The following is a 21,895-nucleotide window of genomic DNA, read 5'->3' as shown; positions in this document are numbered from 1 at the left end:
GTGCTGACCCACTACCACGCCGTGCGCGTCATGGGCGCGAGCGCCTTCGACGAGGTGCAGGCCATCATCGCCAGCCAGGGCACGCTGGACTGGATCCGCACCCGCGGCCAGGCCGACTTCGACTCCGAGGTCGGCCGCTTTCCGCGCCTGTTCGCGGGCGTGGAAGAGATTCCGGGCCTGACGCTGCCCACCCTCAGCTTCGACAGCCGCATGAGCCTGTGGCTGGGCGGCGGCCGCGAGCTGCAGCTGCTGGCCCTGGGCCGCGGCCATTCCAGCGGCGACACCGTGGCCTGGCTGCCCGAGGCGGGTGTGTGCTTCTCCGGCGACGTGGTGGAGAACCGCTGTGGCGTCTATGCCGGCGACGCCTACATCCGCGACTGGGCCGCCACGCTCGATGCCGTGGCCGACCTGCGCCCGCGCACGCTGGTGCCCGGCCGCGGCGCCGTGCTGCAGGGCGAGGCCGCCTGCGCCGAGGCCATCCGGCTCACGCAGGACTTCCTGGCCACGCTGCTGGGCGCGGTGCAGGCCGGCATCGACGCAGGCGAGCCGCTCAAGGGCTGCTTCGCGCGGGCCGAAGCGGCCATGGTGCCGCGCTTCGGCGACTGGCCGGTGTTCCGCCACGTGCTGCCCTTCGACGTCTCGCGCGCCTACGACGAACTCACCGGCACCGAGCACCCGGTGGTGTGGACCGCCGAGCGCGACCAGGCGCTGTGGCAGACGCTGCACGGCTGACCCGCTGAGCGGCGGAGCAACCCTCCGCCTTTCCCTTCCCCACGACAACGACAGGAGACAACCCATGACCCGCTTCCTCCAACGCCTGGGCGCCGCGCTGGCCCTGGCCGCCGCCGCCGGCGCGGCCCTGGCGCAGGGCGCCTACCCCAGCCAGCCCATCAAGTGGCTGGTGCCCTATGCGGCCGGCGGCGGCACCGACAGCATCGCGCGCCAGCTGGCCGACGCCATGCAGCCCTCCATCGGCCAGCCGGTGCTGATCGACAACCGGCCCGGCGCCTCCACCAACATCGCGGTCGGCCTGCTCATGCAGGCCAGGCCGGACGGCTACACCGTGATGCAGGCCGAGAACGCGGCGCTGCTCTTCAACGAGCACATGTTCGCCAAGCTGCCCTACAAGCCTGCTTCCGACTTCACCTACATCGGCGCCATCGGCCGCATCCCGATCGCGCTGGTGGTGCGCAACGACTTCCAGGCGCAGAACCTCCAGCAGTTCGTCAGCTATGTGAAGGCCAGCGGCGACAAGGCCAGCTATGCGTCGCCCGGCATCGGCACGCCGCACCACATGGCCATGGAGCTGCTCAAGCAGAAAGCCGGCCTCACCATCACGCATGTGGCCTACAAGGGCGCCGCTCCGGCGCTGCAGGACATGATGGGCGGCCAGGTGCCGATGATGATGCTGGACCTGGGCACCGCCCTGCCCTACCTCAAGGCCGGCAAGCTGCGGGCCCTGGCCATCGCGCTGCCGCAGCGCGCCAAGGCCCTGCCGGACGTGCCGACCTTCAACGAACTGGGCTATCCCGAAGTCAACGCCTTCGCCTTCCACGGCCTGATCGGCCCGGCCAATATGCCCGCGCCGGTGGTCGACAAGCTCAACGCCGAGCTGCGCAAGGCCCTGCAGGCACCGCGCCTGCAGCAGGTGTTCAGCGAATTCGGCTTCGAGGCGCTGCCCGGCACGCCCAAGGAGTTCTACGACATGGCCCGCGCCCAGAGCGCCCATTGGGGCCAGGTCATCCGCACCTCCGGCGTGCAGCTGGACTGAGCGGCGGCGCACGATGGACGGCACATCCCTGCCCCAACCGGCCCCCGCGCCTTCCGCACCCGCGGCCCTGCGCGTCGGCGTCATCGGCCTGGGCGTCATGGGCGGCCCCATGGCCGGCCACCTGGCGCGTGCCGGCCATGCCGTCGCCGTGCACGACGCGCGGCGCGGCGCGGCCGAGGCCCTGGCCGCCGCCCATGCCGGCATGCGCGCCTGCGCCAGCGCGGCCGAACTGGCCGCTCACAGCGACATCGTCGTGACCATGCTGCCCAACGGCCACGTGGTGCGCGACGTGGTCTTCTCGGAACGAACGGGCCTGCTGGCCGGCTGGCACGCCGGCGCCCTGCTGCTGGACACCTCGTCGGCCGAACCCTGGCTGACGCGTGAAACGGCCGACCGCCTGGCTGCACACGGCATCGCGATGGTGGATGCGCCGGTCTCCGGCGCCGCCTGGGGCGCCGAGGCGGCCGAGCTGGTGTTCATGGTCGGTGGCAGCGCACCCGACGTTGCCCGGGTGCGACCGCTGCTGGACGCGATGGGCCGCGCGGTGTTCCACCTGGGCGCCCTGGGCGCGGGTCACACCATGAAGTGCCTGAACAACCTCGTCACCGCAGTCACGCTCGCCGCCACCGCCGAAGGCCTGGCGCTGGGCACCCGGGCGGGGCTGGATCCGGCCGCCATGACCGACGTGCTCAACGAATCCACCGGCGGCTCCTGGGTCAGCCGCACCCACATCCACCAGCGGGTGCTGAACCGCCGTTTCGACGACCCCTTCAAGCTGGCACTCATGCGCAAGGACATGGACATCGCGCTCGGCCTGGCCGAGGCACAGCAGGTGGCCGCCCCGCTCAGCGCCGCCGCGCATGGCCTGTGGCAGGCCGCCGACCAGGACCGCGGCCCGGGCGCCAGCGTGTCGGAGCTGGTGCGGTGGGTGGAGGCGCAGATGGGGGTGGAGATCCGCAGCGGTGCCGCGACGGATGTCCCGGTCGCGGCCGCGGCCTGACACGGCGCGCAGGCCGGCGGGCGGCGTGCACGCCGCGGCCCGCCTGCGGGCGGCAGCGCCCGGACCTGCGCCGCCTTGCCACACCTGCCCGCCCGCAAGCAACGGCACACCTGTGCCGAAGCGGAACACCCGGGCGCCTCGCGCACTGGCAATCCCCTGGCCAATCATGCACTTGGCGCAACGCATGCCGCTGGCACGGCGCTTGAGAAGAGGTCGGCATCGCCACGGGCAATCCCGCCCGGCGATACGACACATCTTCCGGAGACAAGCCATGACCGTGTATGCAGCCCCCGGCGCCGCTGGCGCCAAGATCGTCTACAAGCCCCGCTACGACAACTTCATCGGCGGCCGTTGGGTCGCGCCGGTGAAGGGCGAGTATTTCGACGTCGTCACGCCCATCAGCGGCCAGGTCTACACCCAGGCCGCCCGCTCCACCGCCGAAGACGTGGAGCTCGCGCTCGACGCCGCCCACGCCGCCGCCGGCGCCTGGGGCCGCACCGATGCCGCCACCCGCGCCAACCTGCTGCTGAAGATCGCCGACCGCCTGGAGCAGAACCTGGAGCTGCTGGCCTATGCCGAGACCGTGGACAACGGCAAGGCCATCCGCGAGACGCTCAATGCCGACATCCCGCTGGCCGTCGACCACTTCCGCTACTTCGCCGGCTGCGTGCGCGCGCAGGAAGGCGGCATCAGCGAGATCGACGAGAACACCATGGCTTACCACATCCACGAGCCGCTGGGCGTGGTGGGCCAGATCATTCCCTGGAACTTCCCCATCCTGATGGCCGCGTGGAAGCTGGCGCCGGCCCTGGGCGCGGGCAACTGCGTGGTGCTCAAGCCGGCCGAGTCCACGCCCATCTCGATCCTGGTGCTCGCCGAGCTGATCGCCGACCTGCTGCCGGCCGGCGTGCTCAACATCGTCAACGGTTATGGCCGCGAGGCCGGCATGCCGCTGGCCACCAGCAAACGCATCGCCAAGATCGCCTTCACCGGCTCCACCGCCACCGGCCGCGTGATCGCCCAGGCCGCCGCCGGCAACCTGATCCCGGCCACGCTGGAGCTGGGCGGCAAGAGCCCCAACATCTTCTTCGCCGACGTCATGGACAAGGACGACGCCTTCCTCGACAAGGCCATCGAGGGCATGGTGCTGTTCGCCTTCAACCAGGGCGAGGTGTGCACCTGCCCCAGCCGCGCGCTGATCCAGGCCTCCATCTACGACCGCTTCATGGCGCGCGTGCTCCAACGCGTGGCGGCCATCCGCCATGCCAACCCGCTGGACACCGAGACCATGATGGGCGCGCAGGCCAGCCGCCAGCAGCTCGACAAGATCCTGTCGTACCTGGACGTGGGCCGCCAGGAGGGTGCCGAGGTGCTGGCCGGCGGCCGCCAGGCCCACCTGCCGGGCGAGCTCGAGGGCGGCTACTACGTGCAGCCCACGCTGTTCAAGGGCCACAACCAGATGCGCATCTTCCAGGAGGAGATCTTCGGCCCGGTGCTGGCCGTGACCACCTTCGAGGACGAGGCCGAGGCCCTGGCCATCGCCAACGACACGCCCTACGGCCTGGGCGCCGGCGTGTGGAGCCGCAATGCCAACGTGGCCTACCGCATGGGTCGTGCCATCAAGGCCGGCCGGGTATGGACCAACTGCTACCACGCCTACCCGGCGCATGCGGCCTTCGGCGGCTACAAGGAATCGGGCATCGGCCGCGAGACCCACAAGATGATGCTGGACCACTACCAGCAGACCAAGAACCTGCTGGTGAGCTACAGCGAGAACAGGCTGGGCTTCTTCTGAGCCACGCACCGACCCGGCGAAGCGGCCTGGCCGGCGGGCCTGTGCGCCTGCCGCGTCAGCCCTGTGCGCCGAAGCTTCCCTCGAAGGCCGACTCCGCCAGTGGGCGGCGATCGCTCGGCACCTCGCGGGCGCGCACGCCGTCGGGCAGCACGGCCGGGTCGCCCTTGCGGCCGATGGCCACCACGGTGTCGATGGCGTAGCCCTCGGGCAGGTCGATGGCGGTGCGCAGCCTGTCGGCGTCGAAGCCAGCCATGGCATGGGCGGACCAGCCCGAAAGCTGCGCCTGGAAGGCCAGGCTGGCCCAGGCCGCGCCGGCGTCGAAGGCATGCGAGGCGTTGGGCACCGGCTCGGTCTTGCCCGGGAACACCGCCTCGCGGGCCGAAGCGATGACCACCAGCGCGGCGGCGCGCTTCGTCCACATCTGGTTGAACTCGACCAGGCTGTCGAAGATGGGCTGCCAGGCGGCCGTGTCGCGGTGGGCGTAGATGAAGCGCCAGGGCTGCACGTTGTAGGCCGAGGGCGCCCAGCGCGCCGCTTCGAGCAGGCTCATCAGCTGGGCCGCGGGAATCGCCTCCTCGGTGAAGGCGCGGGGCGACCATCGCTCGGTGAACAGCGGGTCGATGGGATGGGCGGGTTGGCGGGGGTTGCTCATGCGAAAACTCCAGGGAGGCACTAAATGTGCAAGTGTCATGCCGTTTGCCTGACGCTTCGCCAACACCCCGCGAACGGCCCATCGCACGGGCCGATCAATCCCCCCGGGCCCCTGGCCACATGCGGACTACCGCGCCTGCTTTTCACCCACCTCGCGCGGCTGCAGCGCCAGCGCCTCCGCCGTCGCCTGGTCGAACCAGCGGATGTAGCTCAGCCGCCCCTCGTCCGTGACCACCTCGTCGGGGAAGGCGGCCAGCATCTCTTCGGCGAAGGCCTGCACGTGGGCCTTGTTCTCGGCATGGGCGATCACGTAGGGGTCGTTGCGGTGGATGGCACGCACCACGCGGCGGCCGATCTCCAGCGGGTCGATGCCGATCTCCTGCAGCGAAGGCATGGGGCCCTTGCGGTGCTCGGCGCTCTCGAAGTGCGCCGGGCGCAGGCGGTGCGAGTCGCGCACGTTGGTGCGCGTGGCGCCGGGGCACACCTCGGTCACGCCGATGCCGTACTGGCCCACCGACAGCCGCAGCGAGCCCGACAGCCCATGGATGGCGAACTTGGTGGTGCTGTAGATGCCGCCCCAGGCCGGCGCCGGCACCAGCCCCGCGATGGAGCCGGTGTTGACGATGTGGCCGCCCTCGCCGTGCACGCGCAGCTTGGGCAGGAAGCTCACGATGCCATGGATCACACCGTACAGGTTGACGCTCAGCAGCCAGTCCCAGTCGCCGTAGGTGGCCTGGTCCATGGGCAGGAAGCCCGTCACGCCGGCGTTGTTGCACAGCACGTGGATCTTGCCGAAGGCCGCTTCGGCTTCGTCGGCGGCGGCGCCCATGGCCGCGCGGTCGGCCACGTCCAGCTTCATGAAGCGCACGTGCTGCGCCTGCGGCGCCAGCGCCTGCCCGGCCTGCGCCAGGTGGTCGTCGCTGAGGTCGGCCACGACGACGTTCATGCCCTCCGCCAGGAAGGCCCGGGCCATGCCCAGGCCGATGCCGCTGGCGCCGCCGGTGATGAAGGCGGTCTTGGCGTAGAGGTCTTTCATCGGCGTGCGGCGGCGGCGCGGCTCATTCGAGCGCCAGGTTCAGGGACCTGGCGGCGGCGGCCCAGCGGTCGCTGTCGGCCTTGAGCACGGCGGCGAAGTCGTCGGTGGGCGCGGCGCGCTGCAGCGACAGGCGCTGCAGCAGGTCGCCCACGTCCCTGGACTGCATGGCGCCGGCGATGGCCTGCTTCAGCGTCGCGGCCAGCGGCGCCGGCAGCGCCTTGGGGGCGATGACGCTGTGGCGGTCTTCCACGACGATGTCGTAGCCAGCCTCCTTGAGCGTGGGAATGTCGGGCATGACGGCCGACCGGTCGCTGCCCGTCAGGGCCAGCATGCGCAGCTTGCCGGCACGCAGGTGCTCGATGCCGCCGGCCAGCGAGCTGACGCCCACCGGAATCTCGCCCGAGAGCAGCGCCAGGAAGCTGGGTGCATCGCCCTGGTAGGGCACCAGTTGCCAGTTGAGGCCGGTCTGGCGGCCGATCAGCTCGGCGGCCATGTGCGGCGTGGAACCGATGCCCGGCACGCCGCAGCTCCTGGCCTTGGGGTTGTCCTGCATCCACTTGACCAGGTCGGGCAGCGTCCTGACGCTGGCCGGCGTGCCGGGGCCCGCATAGAGGCCCAGGTCCAGCCGGGCCAGCGGCAGCAGCGGCTGGAAATCGCGCACCAGCTCGTAGCGCACGCTCTTGTACAGATGCGGCGCCATGGTCAGCACCGAGGCCGGCGTGACCAGCAGCACCGTGCCGTCAGCCGGCGCAGTGCGCACGTAGTCGGCGGCCAGGCGACCACCCGCGCCGGGCTTGTTGTCCACGATCACGGTGGTGCCGAGCGCGGCCTTGAGCGGCTCGGCCAGCGCGCGAGCGATCATGTCGGCCGCGCCGCCGGGCGGAAAGCCCACCACCAGGCGCACGGGCCCCTTGAGGCTCTGCGCGGCGGCCGGGAAGGCGCAGGCCGCGGCGGCCAGCGCCCCGGCACTGGCGATGAAATGGCGGCGGTCGATGGAATGCTTGTTCATGGTGTGTCTCCGTTGTTGGAATGGGGCCCGAGGCCACCTTGTTCTGTCTTCAGGCCAGCGCCCCGACCGCCATGTCCGACAGCCGCTGGAAGCGCGCGATGTTGGCCGCCTGCGGCAGCAGGCCGGTCGTCAGGCAGACGAAGCTCAGGTCCAGTTCGGGGTCGACCCAGAACATGGTGGAGCCGGCGCCGTAGTTGCCGAAGGTCTGCGGCGTGGTGAGCGTGCCGAACTGGTGGTGCACGATGCCCTCGCCGCGCAGGCTGAAGCCCAGGCCGATGAAGGCCGGCGGCGGCGCCCAGCCGGCACGCAGGGCGACGCCGCGGTAGAGCTCGTTGGGCATGTCGCCGGTGTGGTTCTGCCGCGCGATCTGCAGCATGCGCGGCGACACGATGCGCGCGCCGTCCAGCGTGCCGCCGCGGCGCAGCATCTCGGCGAAACGCCAGACGTCGGCCGCGGTCGAGCAGGCGCCGACGTGGGCGGCGTCGTTCACTTCTTCCTCGAACAGGCTGTGGCGGCCCGGCTGGTGGCGGCCGCGCACGGGGATGGGCACCACGCCGCGGATGTCCGGGACCACCTTGCGCGCACGCAGGTCGGGCCGCACACCGAGCGAGGTGTCGTGCATGCCCAGGGGCGCGAACAGGTCCTCGCGGGCAATGTCGCGGAAGGCGCGGCCCTGCGGGTCGGTGCGGCGCAGCAGCTCGCCCATGAGCACGTGGTTGACCACCGGCGCGTAGTCGCAGCGCGCGCCGGGCTCGACGATGCCGTGCACGTTCTCGCACACGGCCTGCAGCAGCTCGCCCAGGTCGTCCTCGAACATGTCGGGCTTGGGCGTCCACACGCCGGGCATGCCGGCGGTGTGGGTCAGCAGGTGGTAGAGCGTGGCGCGGTCGCGCGGGGCGCCCTGGAATTCGGGGATGACGTCGGCCACGCGCAGGGTCAGGGCCAGCTGGCCCCGCTCCACGGCGCGCAGCACCAGCAGGTTGGTGAAGGCCTTGGTCAGCGAAAAGAGGCTGAAGACCGCGTCGGCGGCCAGCGGCTTCTGGTGCGCGGCGTCCTGGAAGCCGATGGCGGCCTCCAGGTCGAGCCGGCCGCCGCGGCCGATGCGGATGACGGCGCCGTGGTAGTGGCCGCGCGCCACGTCGGCCGCGATGGCGGCCTGGAGATGGTCCAGTCGTTCGTTCATGGGCTCGGGCATGTGCTCAATGCAGCTGCGTGTGGCTGCGCTCGGCCACCAGGCGGGCCACCTCGGTGTGGTCGGCCGTGGGGCCCAGGGCCTGCAGGGCCTGCTGCCACAGCGCCAGCACCTGCGTGGCCAGGGGCGCGTCGGCCTCGGTCTCGCGGGCCAGGCCGGCGGCAATGCCCAGGTCCTTCACCATCAGCGGCAGCAGGAAGTTGCCCTGGTAGTTGCCCGAGAGCACGAAGGGCTTGAACTTGTTCTGGGTGCTGTTGTTCGAGCCGGTGGAGGCATTGAGCACGTCGAGCATCACGACCGGGTCCAGCCCCGCCTTGCGGCCGATGGCCAGCACCTCGCTGGCGATCCAGAAGCCGGCGGCCGAGGCCAGGTTGTTGAGCGCCTTCATGGCCTGGCCGCTGCCCAGCGCGCCGGTGCGGAAGATGGCACGCGCCATCGGCTGCAGCACGGCGCTGGCGCGCTCGCAGTCGGCGTCGCTGCCGCCGAGCATGATGGCCAGGTCGCCCTTGCGCGCACGCACCACGTTGCCCGAGACCGGCGCGTCGACCATGCCCACGTCCTGCGCGGCCAGGCGCTCGCCGATGCGCCGCGTAGCGGAGGGCTCGCCGGAGCTCATGTCGACGAGCAGCGTGCCCGGCGTGGCCGACGGGGCCGCGCCGCCCTCGCCGAAGAGCATCTCCTCGAGGTGGGCGCTGGTGGGCACCATGGCGATCACCTCGCGGCAGCGCGCGAACACGCTGGCGGCGCTGTCGGCCGCCTCCATGCCCGTATCCGCCGCCAGGCGCTGCGCGGCCTCGGGCCGCACGTCGAAGCCCAGCACCGCCACGCCGGCGCGGCGCAGCGTGGCGACCATGGGCTCGCCCATGGTGCCCAGGCCGATGAAGCCGACCGGCCGTGTCATTCGATGGCCCCGATCTCTTTGAGCACCTCGCGGGCGGCCTTGGTGCTGTCCAGCGCCGCGGGAACGCCGCAGTAGATGCAGGCCTGCAGCAGCACGGCCTGGATCTCCTCCACGCTCACGCCGTTGGTGATGGCGCCGCGCACGTGCAGCTTGAGCTCTTCCTTGCGGTTGAGCGCGGTCAGCATGGCGATGTTGAGCATGCTGCGCGTCTTGTGCGGCAGCGCCGGGTTGCCCCAGGCCTCGCCCCAGCACCACTCGGTGATCATCTTCTGCAGCGGGCGGGTGAAGTCGTCCGCGGCCTGGATCGACTTGTCGACGTAGGCATCGCCGAGCACGGCCTTGCGCAGCGCCAGGCCCTGGTCGAACAACGGGCTCTGGCCCGGGGCGGGAAATCCGTTGCGGTCGGCGGCCTGCGCGGCGCCCGGTGTGTTGTCGCTCATGCGTGTTCCTTGGTTCCAGTTTTGTACGACAGTATGTCAATCCAACATTGATCGTCGTACAGCGTTTTCCCTCGGGTCGGCGCGCGCGGGGCCATGCGGCGCTATCCTCGGCCGATGCGTTCCCTTCGCCCACCGCCCGTGCCGACCGCGCCTTCCACCGCCCGCCCCTCGCCCATCGTCCGCATCGCCGCCGCCGCGGCGCCCCTGCGCCAGCAGGTGGTGAGCGCCGTGCGCGATGCCGTGGCCGAAGGCCGCTACCTGCCCGGCGAACGGCTGGTGGAACGGGAGTTGTGCGAATTGATGGGCGTGTCGCGCACCTGCCTGCGCGAGGCACTGCGCGAGCTGGAGAACGACGGCATCGTCACCAGCGTGCCCAACCGCGGCGTGGTGGTGAGCACCATCGGCCTGCGCGATGCGCGCGAGATCTACGAGATGCGCGCCATGCTCGAAGGCCTGCTGGCCGAGCGTTTCGCGCGGCTGGCCAGCTCGGCCCACCTGGCGGCGCTGGAACAGGCGGTGGAGACGCTGGCCGAGGCCTACGACAGCGGCAGCGGGCTGCTCGACGCCAAGCGTGCCTTCTACGAAGCCCTCATGGGCGGCGCCGACCACGACCTGGCGGCGTCGATGCTGCGCAGCATCCAGCTGCGCGCCAGCCAGCTGCGCAACATGACCCTGTCCGACCCCGACCGCGCGCGGCACAGCATCGCCGAGATCCGCCAACTGCTGAAGGCGGTCAAGAAGCGCGACCCGATCGCCGCGCAGGCCGCGGCGCACAGGCACGTGCAGAACGCCGGCGCGCTGGCGCTGCGGCTGCTGGAGCGGGCCGCGCCGCAGGCCGCGAGCGGCGGCTGAGCAGGTGAAGGCTCAGTCCACGGCGCCCAGCGAGGCGCCGCCGTCGATCACGACCTGTTCGCCGGTCACGAAGCTCGACGCCTCCGAGGCCAGGAACAGCGCCAGGCCCTTGATCTCCTCCGTGCTCGCCATGCGGCCCAGCGGCACCAGCTTCGCATGCGCCGCCTGCACGGCCGGATCCTGCATGCGGCCGTTGGCGATGTGCGTGACGAAGGGGCCGGGCGCGATGGCGTTGACGCGGATGCGGTCGCGCGCCAGCTCCAGCGCCGCCGTGCGCACCAGATGCGCTGCGCCCGACTTGGCCGCCATGTAGGCCATGCCCACGCCGGGCGCCGGCCGGACGGCCGAGATGGAGGTGGTGACCACGATGCGCCCACCCCGCCCCTGCGGCTTCATCAGGCGCGCCGCCGCCCGGATGGCGTAGAACACCGCATCCAGGCTCACGCCGACGACGCGGTGCCAGCGCTCGTCGCTGTAGTGCTCGATGGCATGCTCGGGCAGCCGCTGGCCGCGGTCGGAAAAGGCCATGAAGCCGGGGCCGGGATCGATGCCGGCATTGGCGAACACGATGTCCAGGCCATGCGCCGCCGCGGCTTCGTCGAAGGCGGCGTCCACCGCCGGGCGGTCGGTCACGTCCAGCACACGGCCGCGCACGCTCAGCCCCTGGGCGGCCAGGCGGTCCACCTCGCGGTCGATGCCGGCGGCGTCCATGTCGAGGATGGTCACGTGCGCGCCCTGGCTGGCCAGCGCTTCGACCATGGCCAGGCCGATGCCGCTGGCCCCGCCGGTGACGATGGCGCCCTGGCCGCGGACGTTGAAGAGGTGTTGGAGGTCCATGCTGCGATGCGGCGCGACGGACACGCACCGCGGATGAGGTTTGTCTGATGATCTACCAGTTTCGTACGATTGTCATACAGGACTTCCCCGGTGGCCGCGGCCCGGCATGCGCTGCACACTGCGCGCCATGACCGACGATCCCCGCCCCGCCTGTGCCGTGCAGCACGAGGTGTATGCCATCCGCTACGGCCACCACCAGCGCGTGGCGGCGCAGAACTTCATCGAGGCGCCCGCCGACCCGCAGGCGCCGATGCCCATGGACTATTTCGTGTGGCTGATCAAGTGCGCCGACGGCCGCCACGTGGTGGTGGACACCGGCTTCGACGCCCAGGCCGCCGCCCGCCGCGGCCGCGAGATGCTGCGCCCGCCCGAACAGGGCCTGGCCCGGCTCGGCGTCGAGGCCGCCGAGGTGGACGACGTGGTCATCACCCACCTGCACTACGACCACGCCGGCGCCACGGCCACCTACCCGCGCGCCACCTTCTGGGTGCAGGAGAAGGAGCTGGGCTTCACCACCGGCAAGTACATGTGCCACAGCTTCTTCCGCCTGGCCTACGAGCAGCGGGACGTGCATGCCATGGTGGGCCACCTGTTCGACCAGCGGGTGCACGTGGTCGACGGCGACGCGGAACTGCGCCCCGGCATCCGCCTGCGCTGGGTGGGCGGCCACACGGCCGGGCTGCAGGTGGTGCAGGTGCACACCGCGGCGGGCTGGGTGGTGCTCGCCTCGGACCTCTTCCACTACTACGCCAACCGCGACAAGGGCTCGCCCTTCCCCATCGTCTACCGGCCGGACCAGAGCCTGGAGGCCTTCGGCCGCGTCGGTGCCTGGGCGTCGGACGCGGCGCTGATCGTGCCGGGGCACGACCCGCTGGTGATGCAGCGCTTTGCGCGGGACGTGCGCGATGCGGACTTCAGCGTGCGGCTGTGGGAGCCCCTGTCGGCGCCGTGAGCAGCGACAGAAGGTTGCGCGCACCCGCCGACCGGTTGGCAGGATGCCAGCAGGCCGCGATCTCCAGCGCCAGGTGGCCGGAGTCGTCACCGATGGGCTTGTAGACCACGCCCGGGTGCGGCAGGCTGCAGGCCTGCGCCGGCAGCAGCGCCACGCCGAAGCCCGCCGCCACCAGCGACACCATGCTCGGCATCTGCCAGGCCTGCAGCACGGTGCGCGGGCTGAAGCCGGCATCCGCGCACGCCAGCAGGAACTTGCTGTGCAGGCCCGGGATGCGGTCGGCCGGGAAGGTCATGAATGATTCGTCCGCCAGCTGCGCCAAGCGCACCGCGCGCGCCCGCGCCAGCCGGTGGCCGCGCGGCAGCACCGCCACGAAGCGTTCGCGGTGGATCACCCGCATCTGCAGGTCGGCCGCGTTGTTGACCGGCGGGCGCAGCAGGCCCACGTCCAGCCGGCCGGCCAGCAGGCCGTCGATCTGCTCGGTGGAGGTCTGCTCCACCAGGTCGATGTCGAAGCCGGGAAAGCGGGCGCGGAAGCCCAGCAGGATGCGCGGCAGCAGCTCGTAGCTGATGGAGCCCACGAAGCCGATGGTCACGCGGCCCGCCACGCCCTCGGCCGCGCGCCGCGCCGCTTCCACCGCCTTCGCCTCGCGCGCCAGCAGGTCGCGCGCCTCGGCCAGGAAGACCTGGCCGGCGGCCGTCAGCTCCACCGCATGGCGCGAGCGGTTGAGCATTTGCACGCCCACCAGCGCCTCCAGCCGCTTGATGCTCTGGCTCAGCGGCGGCTGGGCCATGTGCAGCCGCGCGGCAGCGCGGCCGTAGTGGAGTTCTTCGGCGACGGCGACGAACTGGCGAAGCAGGCGGCTGGAGACCATGGTGAGACCGATTCTGTCTTGCCAGAGACCAAACAGGTATTGGACGGATATGGCGCCCCGCCGCACAGTCGGTCCACGGACGGCCTGCGCGTCCGCACGACCACACGACAAAACGAGACAGGAGACACGGCCCATGACCACGCCCACCGCCACCGGGGCGCGCTACTTCGTGCGCGAATCGGACATTCCCGGCTACCACCCCGCCAATCACGTCGGCACGCTGAACAAGCGGCTCATCGGTCCCGAGACCGTGGGTGCGCGCCAGCTCGAGGTGCTGGTCGGCCACATCCAGAAGGGCAAGGGCGCCCTGCCCCATGCGCATCCGGGCATCGAGCAGGTCTGCTACCTGCTGCAGGGCCGCGCGGTGGCCGAGGTGGCCGGCCAGCGCCAGGAGATGGGGCCGGGCGACTGCTGCTTCTTTCCGGCCGACCAGATGCACACCTTCACCGTGGTGAGCGAGGAGCCGGTGCGCGTGCTGGTGATCTACAGCCCGCCCTACGAGGAGCGGGCGGACCGCGTGATCCGCCCGGCCGCCAGCAACACCGCCGGCCACTGAGGGCGCCCCTTCACACGCAGGAGACACCCGCATGAACACCGTTCCCTCCTCCCAGCGCCGCGGGCTGCTGGCCCTGGCGCTCGGCCTGGCCGCCACCGCAGCGCTGCCGGCCGCCGCGCAGACCGCTGCCTCCGCCGACGGCTATCCGAAGCAGCCGATCCGCCTGGTGGTGCCCTTCGCCGCCGGCAGCGGCACCGACGCGGTGGCGCGCCTGATCGCGCAGGCGCTGGGCGATGCACTCAAGACGCCCACCGTGGTGGACAACAAGGCCGGCGCCAACGGCATCATCGCGGCCGAGGCCGTGGCCAAGGCGCCGCCCGACGGCTACACCCTCTTCGTCACCACCAACACCACGCACTCGGCCAACCCGAGCCTGATGAAGAGCCTGCCCTACGACCCGGTGAAGGACTTCACGCCGGTCAGCCGCATGGGCAACCTGCCCTTCATGCTGGTGGTCAACCAGGCGCTGCCGGTGAAGACCGTGGCCGAGCTCATCGCCTACGGCCGCACCCATCCCGGCAAGCTGACCTACGCCAGCGGCAACAGCACGGGCATCGTCTCCGGAGCAACCTTCGCCCGCATGGCGGGCCTGGACATGCTGCACGTGCCCTACAAGAGCACGCCGCCGGCCATTGCCGACGTGGTGGGCGGCCAGGTCTCGATGATGTTCGTGGACACGGCGGCCGGCCTGGCCATGGTGGAGGCCGGCAAGCTGCGCCCGCTGGCAGTCACCACCAAGGAGCGCACGCAGCTATTCCCCCAACTGCCGCCGATGGCGGACACGCCGGAGCTGAAAGGCTTCGACATCACGTCCTGGAACGGCATCTACGCGCCCGCCGGCACACCGCGGCCCATCGTGCAGAAGCTCAACCAGGCGCTCGCCGCCATCGCGGACAGCCAGGGCTTCCGCGAGCGCAGCGCCAAGCTCGGCTTCGATGCTTTCGGCAGCACGCCCGAGGCCTTTGCCGCCTTCACCAGCAGCGAACTCGCCAAATGGCGCCAGCTGATCCAGGCGGCCGGCATCCGGCCCGAATGAGCGCGATGGCGAGCGCACGACCCACCGGCCCGCTCCAGGGCCTGCGCATCCTGGACCTGACGGCGGTGGTGCTGGGGCCCTACGCCACCCAGACGCTGGGCGACCTGGGCGCCGACGTCATCAAGGTCGAGCCGCCCGGCGGCGACAACCTGCGCGCCGTCGGCCCCATGCGCAACCCGGGCATGGGCGCCATGTCGCTGCACCTGAACCGCAACAAGCGCTCGGTGGTGCTGGACCTGAAGCAGCCGGCCGGCCGCGACGCCTGCCTGAAGCTCGCCGAGGGCTGCGACGCGCTCATCTACAACACCCGCCCCAAGGCCATGGCCCGGCTGGGGCTGGACTACGCGGCCGTGGCTGCGCGCAACCCACGCATCGTCTACCTGGGCTGCCTCGGCTACGGCGAAGCCGGGCCCTACGCCGGCAAGCCGGCCTACGACGACCTGATCCAGGGCGCGGCCGGCCTGCCCATGCTCTACGCCCGCCAGGGCGGCGACGCGCCGCGCTACGCACCCGTCACCCTGGCCGACCGCGCGGTGGGCCTGCAGGCGGCCATCGCGCTGCTGGCCGCGGTGCTGCATGCGCAGCGCACCGGCCGGGGCCAGGCGGTGGAGGTGCCGATGTTCGAGGCACTGGCGCAGCTGGTGATGGGCGACCACCTGGGCGGCGAGAGCTTCGCCCCGGCCGAGGGCCCGATGGGCTACGCACGCCTGCTGGCACCGCACCGCCGGCCCTACCGCACCGCCGACGGCTACCTCAGCGTGCTGATCTACAACGACAAGCACTGGCGCGCCTTCTTCGACGCCATCGGCCGGCCCGAACTGAAGGACGCGCCGCTCTTCCGCGACCACGGTGCCCGCGCCGCCCGCATCGGCGAGGTCTATGCCTTCGTGGCCGAGGTGATGGCCACCCGCGGCAGCGACGAATGGTGCGCCCTGCTGGCGCAGGCCGACGTGCCGGTGGCGCGGCTGCACACCGTCGAATCGCTGCTGCACGACCCGCACCTGCAGGCGGTCGACTTCTTCGCGCAGATGGACCATCCATCCGAAGGCCGCATCCGCACGCCCGCCGCCGTGGGGCGCTATGGCGCCACGCCCGCCGGCATCCACCGCCATGCGCCGCGCCTGGGCGAGCACAGTGCCGAGGTGCTGAGCGAAGCCGGCCTGGACGACGCGGCGGTGGCGGCCCTGATCGCCCAGGGCGTCACTGCCCAGCCCCGCCCATTCCCGGAGACCGCGGCATGAACTTCAGCCTCAACGACGACCAGCGCACGCTGCAGGCCGCCATCGAACGGCTGTGCGAGGACTTCCCGCTCGACTACTGGCGCAGCCAGGACGAGCGTGCCGAATTCCCGCATGCCTTCCACGCCGCCGTGGCGCGCAGCGGCTGGCTGGGCATCGCCATGCCCGAGGCCCAGGGCGGCGCGGGCCTGGGCATCACCGAGGCGGCGCTGATGATGCGCACCATCAGCGCATCGGGCGCGGCCATGTCGGGCGCCTCGGCCATCCACATGAACATCTTCGGCCTCAACCCGGTGGTGGTGTTCGGCAGCGAGGCCCAGCGCCAGCGCTTCCTGCCGCCGCTGATCGCGGGCACCGAGAAGGCCTGCTTCGCCGTGACCGAGCCCGACGCCGGGCTGGACACGACGCGCCTGAGCACCCGCGCGCAGCGGCAGCCCGACGGCGGCTACCGGCTGTCGGGCCGCAAGATCTGGATCTCTACCGCGCAGGTGGCGGACCGCATGCTGATCCTGGCGCGCACCATGCCACTGGATCAGGTGCGCAAACCCACCGAAGGGCTGACGCTGTTCTACACCGCGCTGGACCGCACGGCCGTGGAGGTGCGCGAGATCCACAAGCTGGGCCGCGCCGCGGTGGATTCCAACATGCTCTTCATTGACGGCCTGACGGTGCCCGAGGCCGACCGCATCGGCGAGGAAGGCCGGGGCTTCGAATACATCCTGCACGGGCTCAACCCGGAGCGCATCCTGATCGCCGCCGAGGCCATCGGCATCGGCCGGGCGGCGCTGCGCATTGCCGCCGACTATGCGAAGGAACGGGTGGTGTTCGGCCGGCCCATCGGCCAGAACCAGGGCGTGGCCCATCCGCTGGCGCGCGCCTGGATGAACCTGGAAGCGGCCGAGCTGATGGTGTTCAAGGCCGCGACGCTCTACGACGCCGGCCAGCCCTGCGGCCAGGAGGCCAATGCCGCCAAGTACCTGGCGGCGGAGGCGGCACACGACGCCTGCCAGAACGCGGTGCTCACCCTGGGCGGCATGGGCTACGCCAGGGAGTACCACGTGGAGCGGCTGCTGCGCGAGAGCTACATCCCGCGCATCGCGCCGGTCAGTCCGCAGATGGTGCTGAACTTCATCGCCGAAAAGGCGCTGGGACTGCCGAAGTCGTACTGACGCCGGCCCCCGCCCGCCGGCGCCGGAGGGCGCTCAGAGCTTGGCGATCGACACCTCGGTCGACTTCACCAGCGCCACCACGTCCGAGCCGACGCGCAGCTGCAGCTCGTCGACCGAGCGGGTGGTGATGACGGACGTGACGACGCCCCAGGGCGTCTCGACGTCGACTTCGGAGACGACGTCGCCGCGGATGATCTCGCGGACCTTGCCCTTGAACTGGTTGCGGACGTTGATGGCCTGGATGGACATGAAAAGCTCCTTTGGGTGGGTGACAGACAACAGAAAACAGAAAGCAGCGAAAGTGAAGCGGGAAGCGGAACGGAAGAAACCGGGTCGGCCGACCAGAAATCGGCGCGTTCAATGGGTCAGCGCCCGTTCACGCTGAGCCTGTCGAAGCGCGTTGCAGGGGCTTCGACAAGCTCAGCCCGAACGGCGGAATTGGCTCAGCCCGAACGGTGGCGGCGGCTCTGCCCCAACGTTGGCGCTGGCTCTGCCGAACGGCGAACAGCGGACGCGGCGGCAACGGCAGGCACGGGCCACCTCACACGGCCCAGCGCAGCGCGTGGGCGGGCGTCTGCGCGAGCGGGTCGTTGGCGGCGGGTGGCTGCGACTCGTCCCCGGGCTTCTGCAGCACGCGGTCGAGGATGCGTTTTTCCAGCGCGGCGAAGGCCGGCTCGCCCTGCGCGCGCGGGCGCGGCAGGTCGACGCGCACGTCCAGCGCGATGCGGCCGTCCTCGATCAGGATCACGCGGTCGGCCAGGGCCACGGCCTCCTGCACGTCGTGCGTGACCAGCAGCGCGGTGAAGCGGTGGCGCTGCCACAGGCGCTCGATCAGGCGGTGCATCTCGATGCGGGTCAGCGCGTCGAGCGCACCCAGCGGCTCGTCCAGCAGCAGCAGGCGCGGGTGGTGCACCAGCGCACGCGCCAGGGCCACGCGCTGGCGCTGGCCGCCGGACAGGCGCGCCGGCCATTCCTCGGCCCGCTCGGCCAGGCCGACCTGGGCCAGCACCTCGCGGCCCCGCTCCCGGGCTGCGGCCGGCAGTCCCAGCGTGACGTTGTCGAGCACGCGCTTCCAGGGCAGCAGCCGCGCCTCCTGGAACATGATGCGGGTGTCGTCGTGCAGGCCGCCGATGGCGCGGCCGTCGATGGCCAGCTGGCCGCTGCTCGCCGATTCCAGCCCCGCCACCAGCCGCAGCAGCGTGCTCTTGCCGCAGCCGCTGCGGCCGACGATGGCGACGAATTCGCCCGGCGCCACCTGCAGCTGCAGCTGGCGCAGCACCTCGCGCGCGCCATAGCGCTTGCCCAGGTTGCGGGCATTCAGCGCCACGCCGGCGGGGCCGATGGCGGGCGGGGACTGTTGTTCCAACACGGTGCTCATGCGGCGGCTCCTGGTTTGTAGAGATCGACGGCCAGCGCGTCCACGCGCCGGGGCAGCAGCTTTTCGGCCAGGAAGGCATCGGCGATGCGCTGCTGCTCGGCCAGCCGTTCGCGGGTGACGGCGCGCACGGCATAGCTGCGGCGGGCGTTGGCCTGCTCGACGATGGCGGCATCGAGCCCCCAGAAGGGCGCGAGCAGCGCCGCGGCCTCTCGCGGCTGGGCCTTGACCCAGCGGCCGGCCTTCTCCAGCTCGGCGAAGACCACGGCCAGCGCCTCGGGCCGCGCCCGGGCGAAGCGCGTGGCGGCCAGGTAGTAGCGCTGGTACGAGGCCAGGCCCGTGCCGTCGGCCAGCACGCGCGCGCCGGACTGGATCTGCGCGGCGGAGAGAAAGGGGTCCCACACGACCCAGGCGTCGATGGCGCCGCGCTCGAAGGCGGCCCGGCCATCGGCCGGGCTGAGGTAGGCGGGCTCGATGTCCTGGAAGCCCAGGCCGGCCTTGGCCAGTGCCGCGATCAGCAGGTAGTGCACGCCGGCCGCCTTGGCGAAGCCCACGCGTTTGCCGCGCAGGTCGGCCACGGTGCGCAGTGGCGAGTCGGCCCGCACCACGATGGCCTGGGCGGCGGGCGACGGCGCCTCCTGCGCCACGAAGGTCAGCTGCGCACCGGCCGCCTGCGCGAACACCGGCACGGTGTCGGCCACGTCGGCGCTCAGGTCCACGTTGTCCAGGTTCAGCGCCTCCAGCAGCGGCAGGCCGCTGGTGAACTCGTGCCAGGTGGGCTTGAGGCCCAGCGGCGCGAAGGCCCGCTCCAGAGTGCCCTGCAGCCGCAGCACGGCGAACAGGGTGGAGGACTTCTGGTAGCCGATGCGCACGGTCTGGGGCGCAGCGCCTTGGGCCAGCACCGGACCTGCGGCCAGGGCGCCGATGAGGCCCAGGGCGGTGCGGCGGCGGATGATGGAGTCAGTGGTCATGTCGGTGATCGATGGTTTGGTTCTGGCTCTGGCTCTGGCTCTGGCTCTGGCTCTGGCTCTGGCTCTGGCTCTGGCTCTGGCTCTGGCTTCGGCTTCGGCTTCGGCGTACGGCGTGCCGGCAACCCCGGTGTGGCTCCCTCTCCCCTCGCGGGAGAGGGCTGGGGAGAGGGTGTCTCCCGCCGCCACCGAAGCTCGCCGGGCACGCTGGCAGCCCCCTCTCCCCAACCCCTCTCCCGCGAGGGGAGAGGGGCTCAGGACCCAGCGCTTCCACGAGAGAGAGGCGCGCAGGACCCAGCCTGTGCGAGCCTGGCCGCGCGCAGCGATGCGGTACGGCGCTCACTGGTACCCCGGGTGCCACCGCAGCCACCAGCGTTCCAGGCCCCGTGCCAGCAGGTCCGCCACCTTGCCCAGCAGCGCATAGAGCAGGATGCCCACCAGCACCACGTCGGTCTGCAGGAACTCCCGTGCGTTCATCGTCAGGTAGCCGATGCCCGCCTGCGCCGAGATGGTCTCGGCCACGATCAGGATCACCCACATCAGCCCGAGCGAGAAGCGCAGCCCCACCAGGATGGACGACAGCGCCCCGGGCAGGATCACCTGCCGGTACAGCTGCCAGCGCGACAGGCCATAGGTGCGGCCCATCTCGATCAGCTGCGGATCGACGTTGCGGATGCCGTGGAAGGTGTTGAGGTAGATCGGAAAGAACACCGCCACGCTGATGAGGAAGAGCTTGGCCGACTCGTCGATGCCGAACCACAGGATCACCAGCGGAATCAGCGCCAGCGCCGGGATGTTGCGCACCATCTGAATGGTGGAGTCGAGCAGCGTCTCGAAGAAGCGCACCGAGCCGGTCAGCAGCCCCAGCGCCAGGCCCAGCCCGCCGCCGACGGCCAGGCCCGCCAGCGCGCGGCCGGCGCTCACCTTCACATGCGTCCACAGCTCGCCGGAGGCCGTGAGCTGCCAGGCGGCGCGCAGCACGTCCACCGGCGCCGGCAGCACGCGCGCCGACAGCCAGCCGAGCGAGGACGCCGCCTGCCAGGCCGCCACCAGCAGCACCGGCACGACCCAGGGCAGCAGCCGCTGGCCGACGCCGAGAAGGAACGGCCGCCACCGGCCGGGATCGGCATCAGCCTCGTCGGCGGATGGCAGGGCCGCAGGCGCGGCGAGGGTCTGGGCTTGGGAAGTCATGGTTTTTTTGTGCGTCGTTCAACTCTGGGCACGCAGGCGCGATGGCGCGTCCACGTTGGCGACCACCTCGCCGATGGGGCCATTGGCGGCCGCGCCCTGCCCTTGCAGCCGCTGCCGCACGGCGCGCGGCAGCAGCGGGAACACCAGCTCGGCGAAGCGGTAGGCCTCTTCCAGGTGCGGATAGCCGGAGAAGATGAAGGCGTCGATGCCCAGGTCGGCGTACTCGCGGATGCGCTCGGCCACCTGCTGCGGATTGCCCACCAGCGCCGTACCCGCACCGCCGCGCACCAGGCCCACGCCGGCCCACAGGTTGGGGCTGATCTCCAGCGCCGCGCGGCTGCGGCTGGCGCCGCCGCGGTGCAGCGCGGCCATGCGGCGCTGGCCTTCGGAATCCATGCGGGACAAGGCCTCTTGCGCCTTGGCAATGGTGGCGTCGTCCACGCGGCTGATGAGCGCGTCGGCGGCATGCCAGGCCGCGTCCTCGGTCTCGCGCACGATCACATGCAGCCGGATGCCGAAGTCCACCCGGCGGCCCAGCCGCTCGGCGCGGGCGCGCACGTCGGCCAGCTTGCGCGCCACCTCGGCGGGCGGCTCACCCCAGGTGAGGTAGCGCTCGACCTGCTCGGCCGCCAGCGCATGCGCCGGCTCGGACGAGCCGCCGAACCACACCGGCGGGTGCGGCCGCTGCACCGGCGGGAACAGCAGCCGCGCGCCCTGCACCTGCAGGTAGCGGCCGTCGAAGTCGACCGCCTCGCCTTCGTGGCTGCGCGTCACGATCTCGCGCCACACGCGGATGAACTCGGCCGACTGCGCATAGCGCTCGGCGTGGTCGAGGAAGACACCGTCGGCCGCCAGCTCCGCCCGGTCGCCACCGGTCACCAGGTTGATCAGCAGCCGGCCGCCGCTCAGCCGGTCGAAGGTGGCCGCCATGCGCGCGGCCAGCGAGGGCTGGTGCAGACCGGGCCGCACGGCCACCAGGAACTTGAGTTGCCGCGTCGCGCCGATCAGGCTGGAAGCGACCACCCACGGATCTTCGCAGGAGCGGCCGGTGG

Annotated in this window: 23 protein-coding genes; 10 read left to right on the top strand and 13 right to left on the bottom strand. The window is 71.6% G+C overall.

The features are described from left to right. From NS331_RS09885 to exaC, 4 genes are all read left to right on the top strand, one after another. Positions 1–732 (top strand): MBL fold metallo-hydrolase (locus NS331_RS09885; protein ID WP_058641831.1); only part of this gene is annotated, 732 nt, incomplete at its 5' end. A 64-nt stretch (positions 733–796) separates the two neighbouring features. After that, on the top strand, positions 797–1,771 hold the full coding sequence (locus tag NS331_RS09880) for a Bug family tripartite tricarboxylate transporter substrate binding protein (protein ID WP_058641830.1): 975 nt from the start codon (positions 797–799) through the stop codon (positions 1,769–1,771). A 13-nt stretch (positions 1,772–1,784) separates the two neighbouring features. Continuing rightward, on the top strand, positions 1,785–2,771 hold the full coding sequence (locus NS331_RS09875; protein WP_058641829.1) for an NAD(P)-dependent oxidoreductase: 987 nt from the start codon (positions 1,785–1,787) through the stop codon (positions 2,769–2,771). 271 nt (positions 2,772–3,042) lie between these two features. Beyond that, on the top strand, positions 3,043–4,566 hold the full coding sequence (gene exaC / locus NS331_RS09870; protein ID WP_058641828.1) for an acetaldehyde dehydrogenase ExaC: 1,524 nt from the start codon (positions 3,043–3,045) through the stop codon (positions 4,564–4,566). Between the two features lie 55 nt (positions 4,567–4,621). Here the strand turns inward: exaC and NS331_RS09865 are convergent, their stop codons facing one another. The 6 genes from NS331_RS09865 to NS331_RS09840 form a co-directional block, all read right to left on the bottom strand. Next, entirely contained in the window at positions 4,622–5,218 is a 597-nt protein-coding gene (locus tag NS331_RS09865) for a nitroreductase family protein (protein WP_058641827.1), read from the bottom strand. Positions 5,219–5,344: 126 nt separating this feature from the next. Then, positions 5,345–6,253, bottom strand: coding sequence for an SDR family oxidoreductase (locus NS331_RS09860; protein ID WP_058641826.1), 909 nt, complete (start codon positions 6,251–6,253; stop codon positions 5,345–5,347). 22 nt (positions 6,254–6,275) lie between these two features. Next, a complete protein-coding gene (locus tag NS331_RS09855; protein WP_058641825.1) occupies positions 6,276–7,262 on the bottom strand; it encodes a tripartite tricarboxylate transporter substrate-binding protein in 987 nt (328 codons plus the stop codon). A 49-nt stretch (positions 7,263–7,311) separates the two neighbouring features. Further along, positions 7,312–8,445, bottom strand: a complete 1,134-nt coding sequence (locus tag NS331_RS09850; protein WP_193758074.1) for a serine hydrolase domain-containing protein — start codon at positions 8,443–8,445, stop codon at positions 7,312–7,314. Positions 8,446–8,461: 16 nt separating this feature from the next. Beyond that, a complete protein-coding gene (locus NS331_RS09845; protein ID WP_058641823.1) occupies positions 8,462–9,355 on the bottom strand; it encodes an NAD(P)-dependent oxidoreductase in 894 nt (297 codons plus the stop codon). Continuing rightward, positions 9,352–9,795: a carboxymuconolactone decarboxylase family protein gene (locus tag NS331_RS09840; protein WP_082702376.1), complete on the bottom strand. Its 444-nt coding sequence runs from the start codon at positions 9,793–9,795 to the stop codon at positions 9,352–9,354. The genes NS331_RS09845 and NS331_RS09840 overlap by 4 nt, the downstream gene beginning before the upstream one ends. A gap of 114 nt (positions 9,796–9,909) precedes the next feature. Here NS331_RS09840 and NS331_RS09835 point away from each other — a divergent pair, with 114 nt between their 5' ends. Then, on the top strand, positions 9,910–10,647 hold the full coding sequence (locus NS331_RS09835) for a GntR family transcriptional regulator (RefSeq protein ID WP_193758073.1): 738 nt from the start codon (positions 9,910–9,912) through the stop codon (positions 10,645–10,647). 12 nt (positions 10,648–10,659) lie between these two features. Here the strand turns inward: NS331_RS09835 and NS331_RS09830 are convergent, their stop codons facing one another. Further along, positions 10,660–11,484 (bottom strand): SDR family NAD(P)-dependent oxidoreductase, encoded by an 825-nt coding sequence (locus tag NS331_RS09830; protein WP_058641822.1) that lies wholly within the window; start codon positions 11,482–11,484, stop codon positions 10,660–10,662. A 127-nt stretch (positions 11,485–11,611) separates the two neighbouring features. Here NS331_RS09830 and NS331_RS09825 point away from each other — a divergent pair, with 127 nt between their 5' ends. Continuing rightward, on the top strand, positions 11,612–12,436 hold the full coding sequence (locus NS331_RS09825; protein WP_058641832.1) for an N-acyl homoserine lactonase family protein: 825 nt from the start codon (positions 11,612–11,614) through the stop codon (positions 12,434–12,436). Here NS331_RS09825 and NS331_RS09820 read toward each other — a convergent pair. After that, positions 12,399–13,310, bottom strand: coding sequence for a LysR family transcriptional regulator (locus NS331_RS09820; RefSeq protein WP_058641821.1), 912 nt, complete (start codon positions 13,308–13,310; stop codon positions 12,399–12,401). The genes NS331_RS09825 and NS331_RS09820 overlap by 38 nt on opposite strands. A gap of 133 nt (positions 13,311–13,443) precedes the next feature. On the opposite strand from NS331_RS09820, the gene NS331_RS09815 reads away from it, so the two are divergent. The 4 genes from NS331_RS09815 to NS331_RS09800 are packed head-to-tail and all read left to right on the top strand — an operon-like array spanning position 13,444 to position 17,309. Then, positions 13,444–13,866 carry a cupin domain-containing protein gene (locus NS331_RS09815; protein ID WP_058641820.1) on the top strand — a complete coding sequence of 141 codons (423 nt, stop codon included), beginning with the start codon at positions 13,444–13,446 and terminating at the stop codon, positions 13,864–13,866. Positions 13,867–13,897: 31 nt separating this feature from the next. Then, a complete protein-coding gene (locus NS331_RS09810; RefSeq protein WP_058641819.1) occupies positions 13,898–14,902 on the top strand; it encodes a Bug family tripartite tricarboxylate transporter substrate binding protein in 1,005 nt (334 codons plus the stop codon). 5 nt (positions 14,903–14,907) lie between these two features. Then, the gene (locus NS331_RS09805) at positions 14,908–16,143 is read left to right on the top strand and encodes a CaiB/BaiF CoA transferase family protein (protein WP_153012802.1); all 1,236 of its coding nucleotides are present in this window, start codon (positions 14,908–14,910) and stop codon (positions 16,141–16,143) included. Next, the gene (locus NS331_RS09800; RefSeq protein WP_058641817.1) at positions 16,140–17,309 is read left to right on the top strand and encodes an acyl-CoA dehydrogenase family protein; all 1,170 of its coding nucleotides are present in this window, start codon (positions 16,140–16,142) and stop codon (positions 17,307–17,309) included. The genes NS331_RS09805 and NS331_RS09800 overlap by 4 nt, the downstream gene beginning before the upstream one ends. A 33-nt stretch (positions 17,310–17,342) precedes the next feature. Here NS331_RS09800 and NS331_RS09795 read toward each other — a convergent pair whose 3' ends face one another. From NS331_RS09795 to ssuD, 5 genes are all read right to left on the bottom strand, one after another. Beyond that, positions 17,343–17,558 carry a TOBE domain-containing protein gene (locus NS331_RS09795; RefSeq protein ID WP_058641816.1) on the bottom strand — a complete coding sequence of 72 codons (216 nt, stop codon included), beginning with the start codon at positions 17,556–17,558 and terminating at the stop codon, positions 17,343–17,345. A 292-nt stretch (positions 17,559–17,850) separates the two neighbouring features. After that, a complete protein-coding gene (locus NS331_RS09790) occupies positions 17,851–18,687 on the bottom strand; it encodes an ATP-binding cassette domain-containing protein (protein ID WP_058641815.1) in 837 nt (278 codons plus the stop codon). Next, the gene (locus tag NS331_RS09785; protein WP_058641814.1) at positions 18,684–19,655 is read right to left on the bottom strand and encodes an aliphatic sulfonate ABC transporter substrate-binding protein; all 972 of its coding nucleotides are present in this window, start codon (positions 19,653–19,655) and stop codon (positions 18,684–18,686) included. Before NS331_RS09785 ends, NS331_RS09790 begins: the two co-directional genes overlap by 4 nt. A gap of 336 nt (positions 19,656–19,991) precedes the next feature. Next, positions 19,992–20,843, bottom strand: coding sequence for an aliphatic sulfonate ABC transporter permease SsuC (gene ssuC, locus NS331_RS09780; RefSeq protein WP_058641813.1), 852 nt, complete (start codon positions 20,841–20,843; stop codon positions 19,992–19,994). 18 nt (positions 20,844–20,861) lie between these two features. Continuing rightward, a partial coding sequence (gene ssuD / locus NS331_RS09775; protein WP_058641812.1) for an FMNH2-dependent alkanesulfonate monooxygenase occupies positions 20,862–21,895 on the bottom strand: 1,034 nt, incomplete at its 5' end.

It is taken from the genome of Pseudacidovorax intermedius (genome assembly GCF_001476815.1).
GTDB lineage: Bacteria > Pseudomonadota > Gammaproteobacteria > Burkholderiales > Burkholderiaceae_C > Xenophilus > Xenophilus intermedius_A.
Note: the sequence above shows the minus strand (reverse complement) of the source record. Positions and strands in the feature narration are given on the sequence as shown.

What these genes read in the sequence shown, in the direction of transcription:
- NS331_RS09800 (WP_058641817.1), top strand. Translation starts at nt 16,140, where the DNA reads ATGAACTTCAGCCTCAACGACGACCAGCGCACGCTGCAGGCCGCCATC.
- NS331_RS09815 (WP_058641820.1), top strand. Translation starts at nt 13,444, where the DNA reads ATGACCACGCCCACCGCCACCGGGGCGCGCTACTTCGTGCGCGAATCG.
- NS331_RS09825 (WP_058641832.1), top strand. Translation starts at nt 11,612, where the DNA reads ATGACCGACGATCCCCGCCCCGCCTGTGCCGTGCAGCACGAGGTGTAT.
- NS331_RS09845 (WP_058641823.1), bottom strand. Translation starts at nt 9,355, where the DNA reads ATGACACGGCCGGTCGGCTTCATCGGCCTGGGCACCATGGGCGAGCCC.
- NS331_RS09790 (WP_058641815.1), bottom strand. Translation starts at nt 18,687, where the DNA reads ATGAGCACCGTGTTGGAACAACAGTCCCCGCCCGCCATCGGCCCCGCC.
- NS331_RS09795 (WP_058641816.1), bottom strand. Translation starts at nt 17,558, where the DNA reads ATGTCCATCCAGGCCATCAACGTCCGCAACCAGTTCAAGGGCAAGGTC.
- exaC (WP_058641828.1), top strand. Translation starts at nt 3,043, where the DNA reads ATGACCGTGTATGCAGCCCCCGGCGCCGCTGGCGCCAAGATCGTCTAC.
- NS331_RS09850 (WP_193758074.1), bottom strand. Translation starts at nt 8,445, where the DNA reads ATGAACGAACGACTGGACCATCTCCAGGCCGCCATCGCGGCCGACGTG.
- ssuC (WP_058641813.1), bottom strand. Translation starts at nt 20,843, where the DNA reads ATGACTTCCCAAGCCCAGACCCTCGCCGCGCCTGCGGCCCTGCCATCC.
- NS331_RS09840 (WP_082702376.1), bottom strand. Translation starts at nt 9,795, where the DNA reads ATGAGCGACAACACACCGGGCGCCGCGCAGGCCGCCGACCGCAACGGA.
- NS331_RS09805 (WP_153012802.1), top strand. Translation starts at nt 14,908, where the DNA reads ATGGCGAGCGCACGACCCACCGGCCCGCTCCAGGGCCTGCGCATCCTG.
- NS331_RS09835 (WP_193758073.1), top strand. Translation starts at nt 9,910, where the DNA reads ATGCGTTCCCTTCGCCCACCGCCCGTGCCGACCGCGCCTTCCACCGCC.
- NS331_RS09865 (WP_058641827.1), bottom strand. Translation starts at nt 5,218, where the DNA reads ATGAGCAACCCCCGCCAACCCGCCCATCCCATCGACCCGCTGTTCACC.
- NS331_RS09820 (WP_058641821.1), bottom strand. Translation starts at nt 13,310, where the DNA reads ATGGTCTCCAGCCGCCTGCTTCGCCAGTTCGTCGCCGTCGCCGAAGAA.
- NS331_RS09830 (WP_058641822.1), bottom strand. Translation starts at nt 11,484, where the DNA reads ATGGACCTCCAACACCTCTTCAACGTCCGCGGCCAGGGCGCCATCGTC.
- NS331_RS09860 (WP_058641826.1), bottom strand. Translation starts at nt 6,253, where the DNA reads ATGAAAGACCTCTACGCCAAGACCGCCTTCATCACCGGCGGCGCCAGC.
- NS331_RS09880 (WP_058641830.1), top strand. Translation starts at nt 797, where the DNA reads ATGACCCGCTTCCTCCAACGCCTGGGCGCCGCGCTGGCCCTGGCCGCC.
- NS331_RS09785 (WP_058641814.1), bottom strand. Translation starts at nt 19,655, where the DNA reads ATGACCACTGACTCCATCATCCGCCGCCGCACCGCCCTGGGCCTCATC.
- NS331_RS09810 (WP_058641819.1), top strand. Translation starts at nt 13,898, where the DNA reads ATGAACACCGTTCCCTCCTCCCAGCGCCGCGGGCTGCTGGCCCTGGCG.
- NS331_RS09875 (WP_058641829.1), top strand. Translation starts at nt 1,785, where the DNA reads ATGGACGGCACATCCCTGCCCCAACCGGCCCCCGCGCCTTCCGCACCC.
- NS331_RS09855 (WP_058641825.1), bottom strand. Translation starts at nt 7,262, where the DNA reads ATGAACAAGCATTCCATCGACCGCCGCCATTTCATCGCCAGTGCCGGG.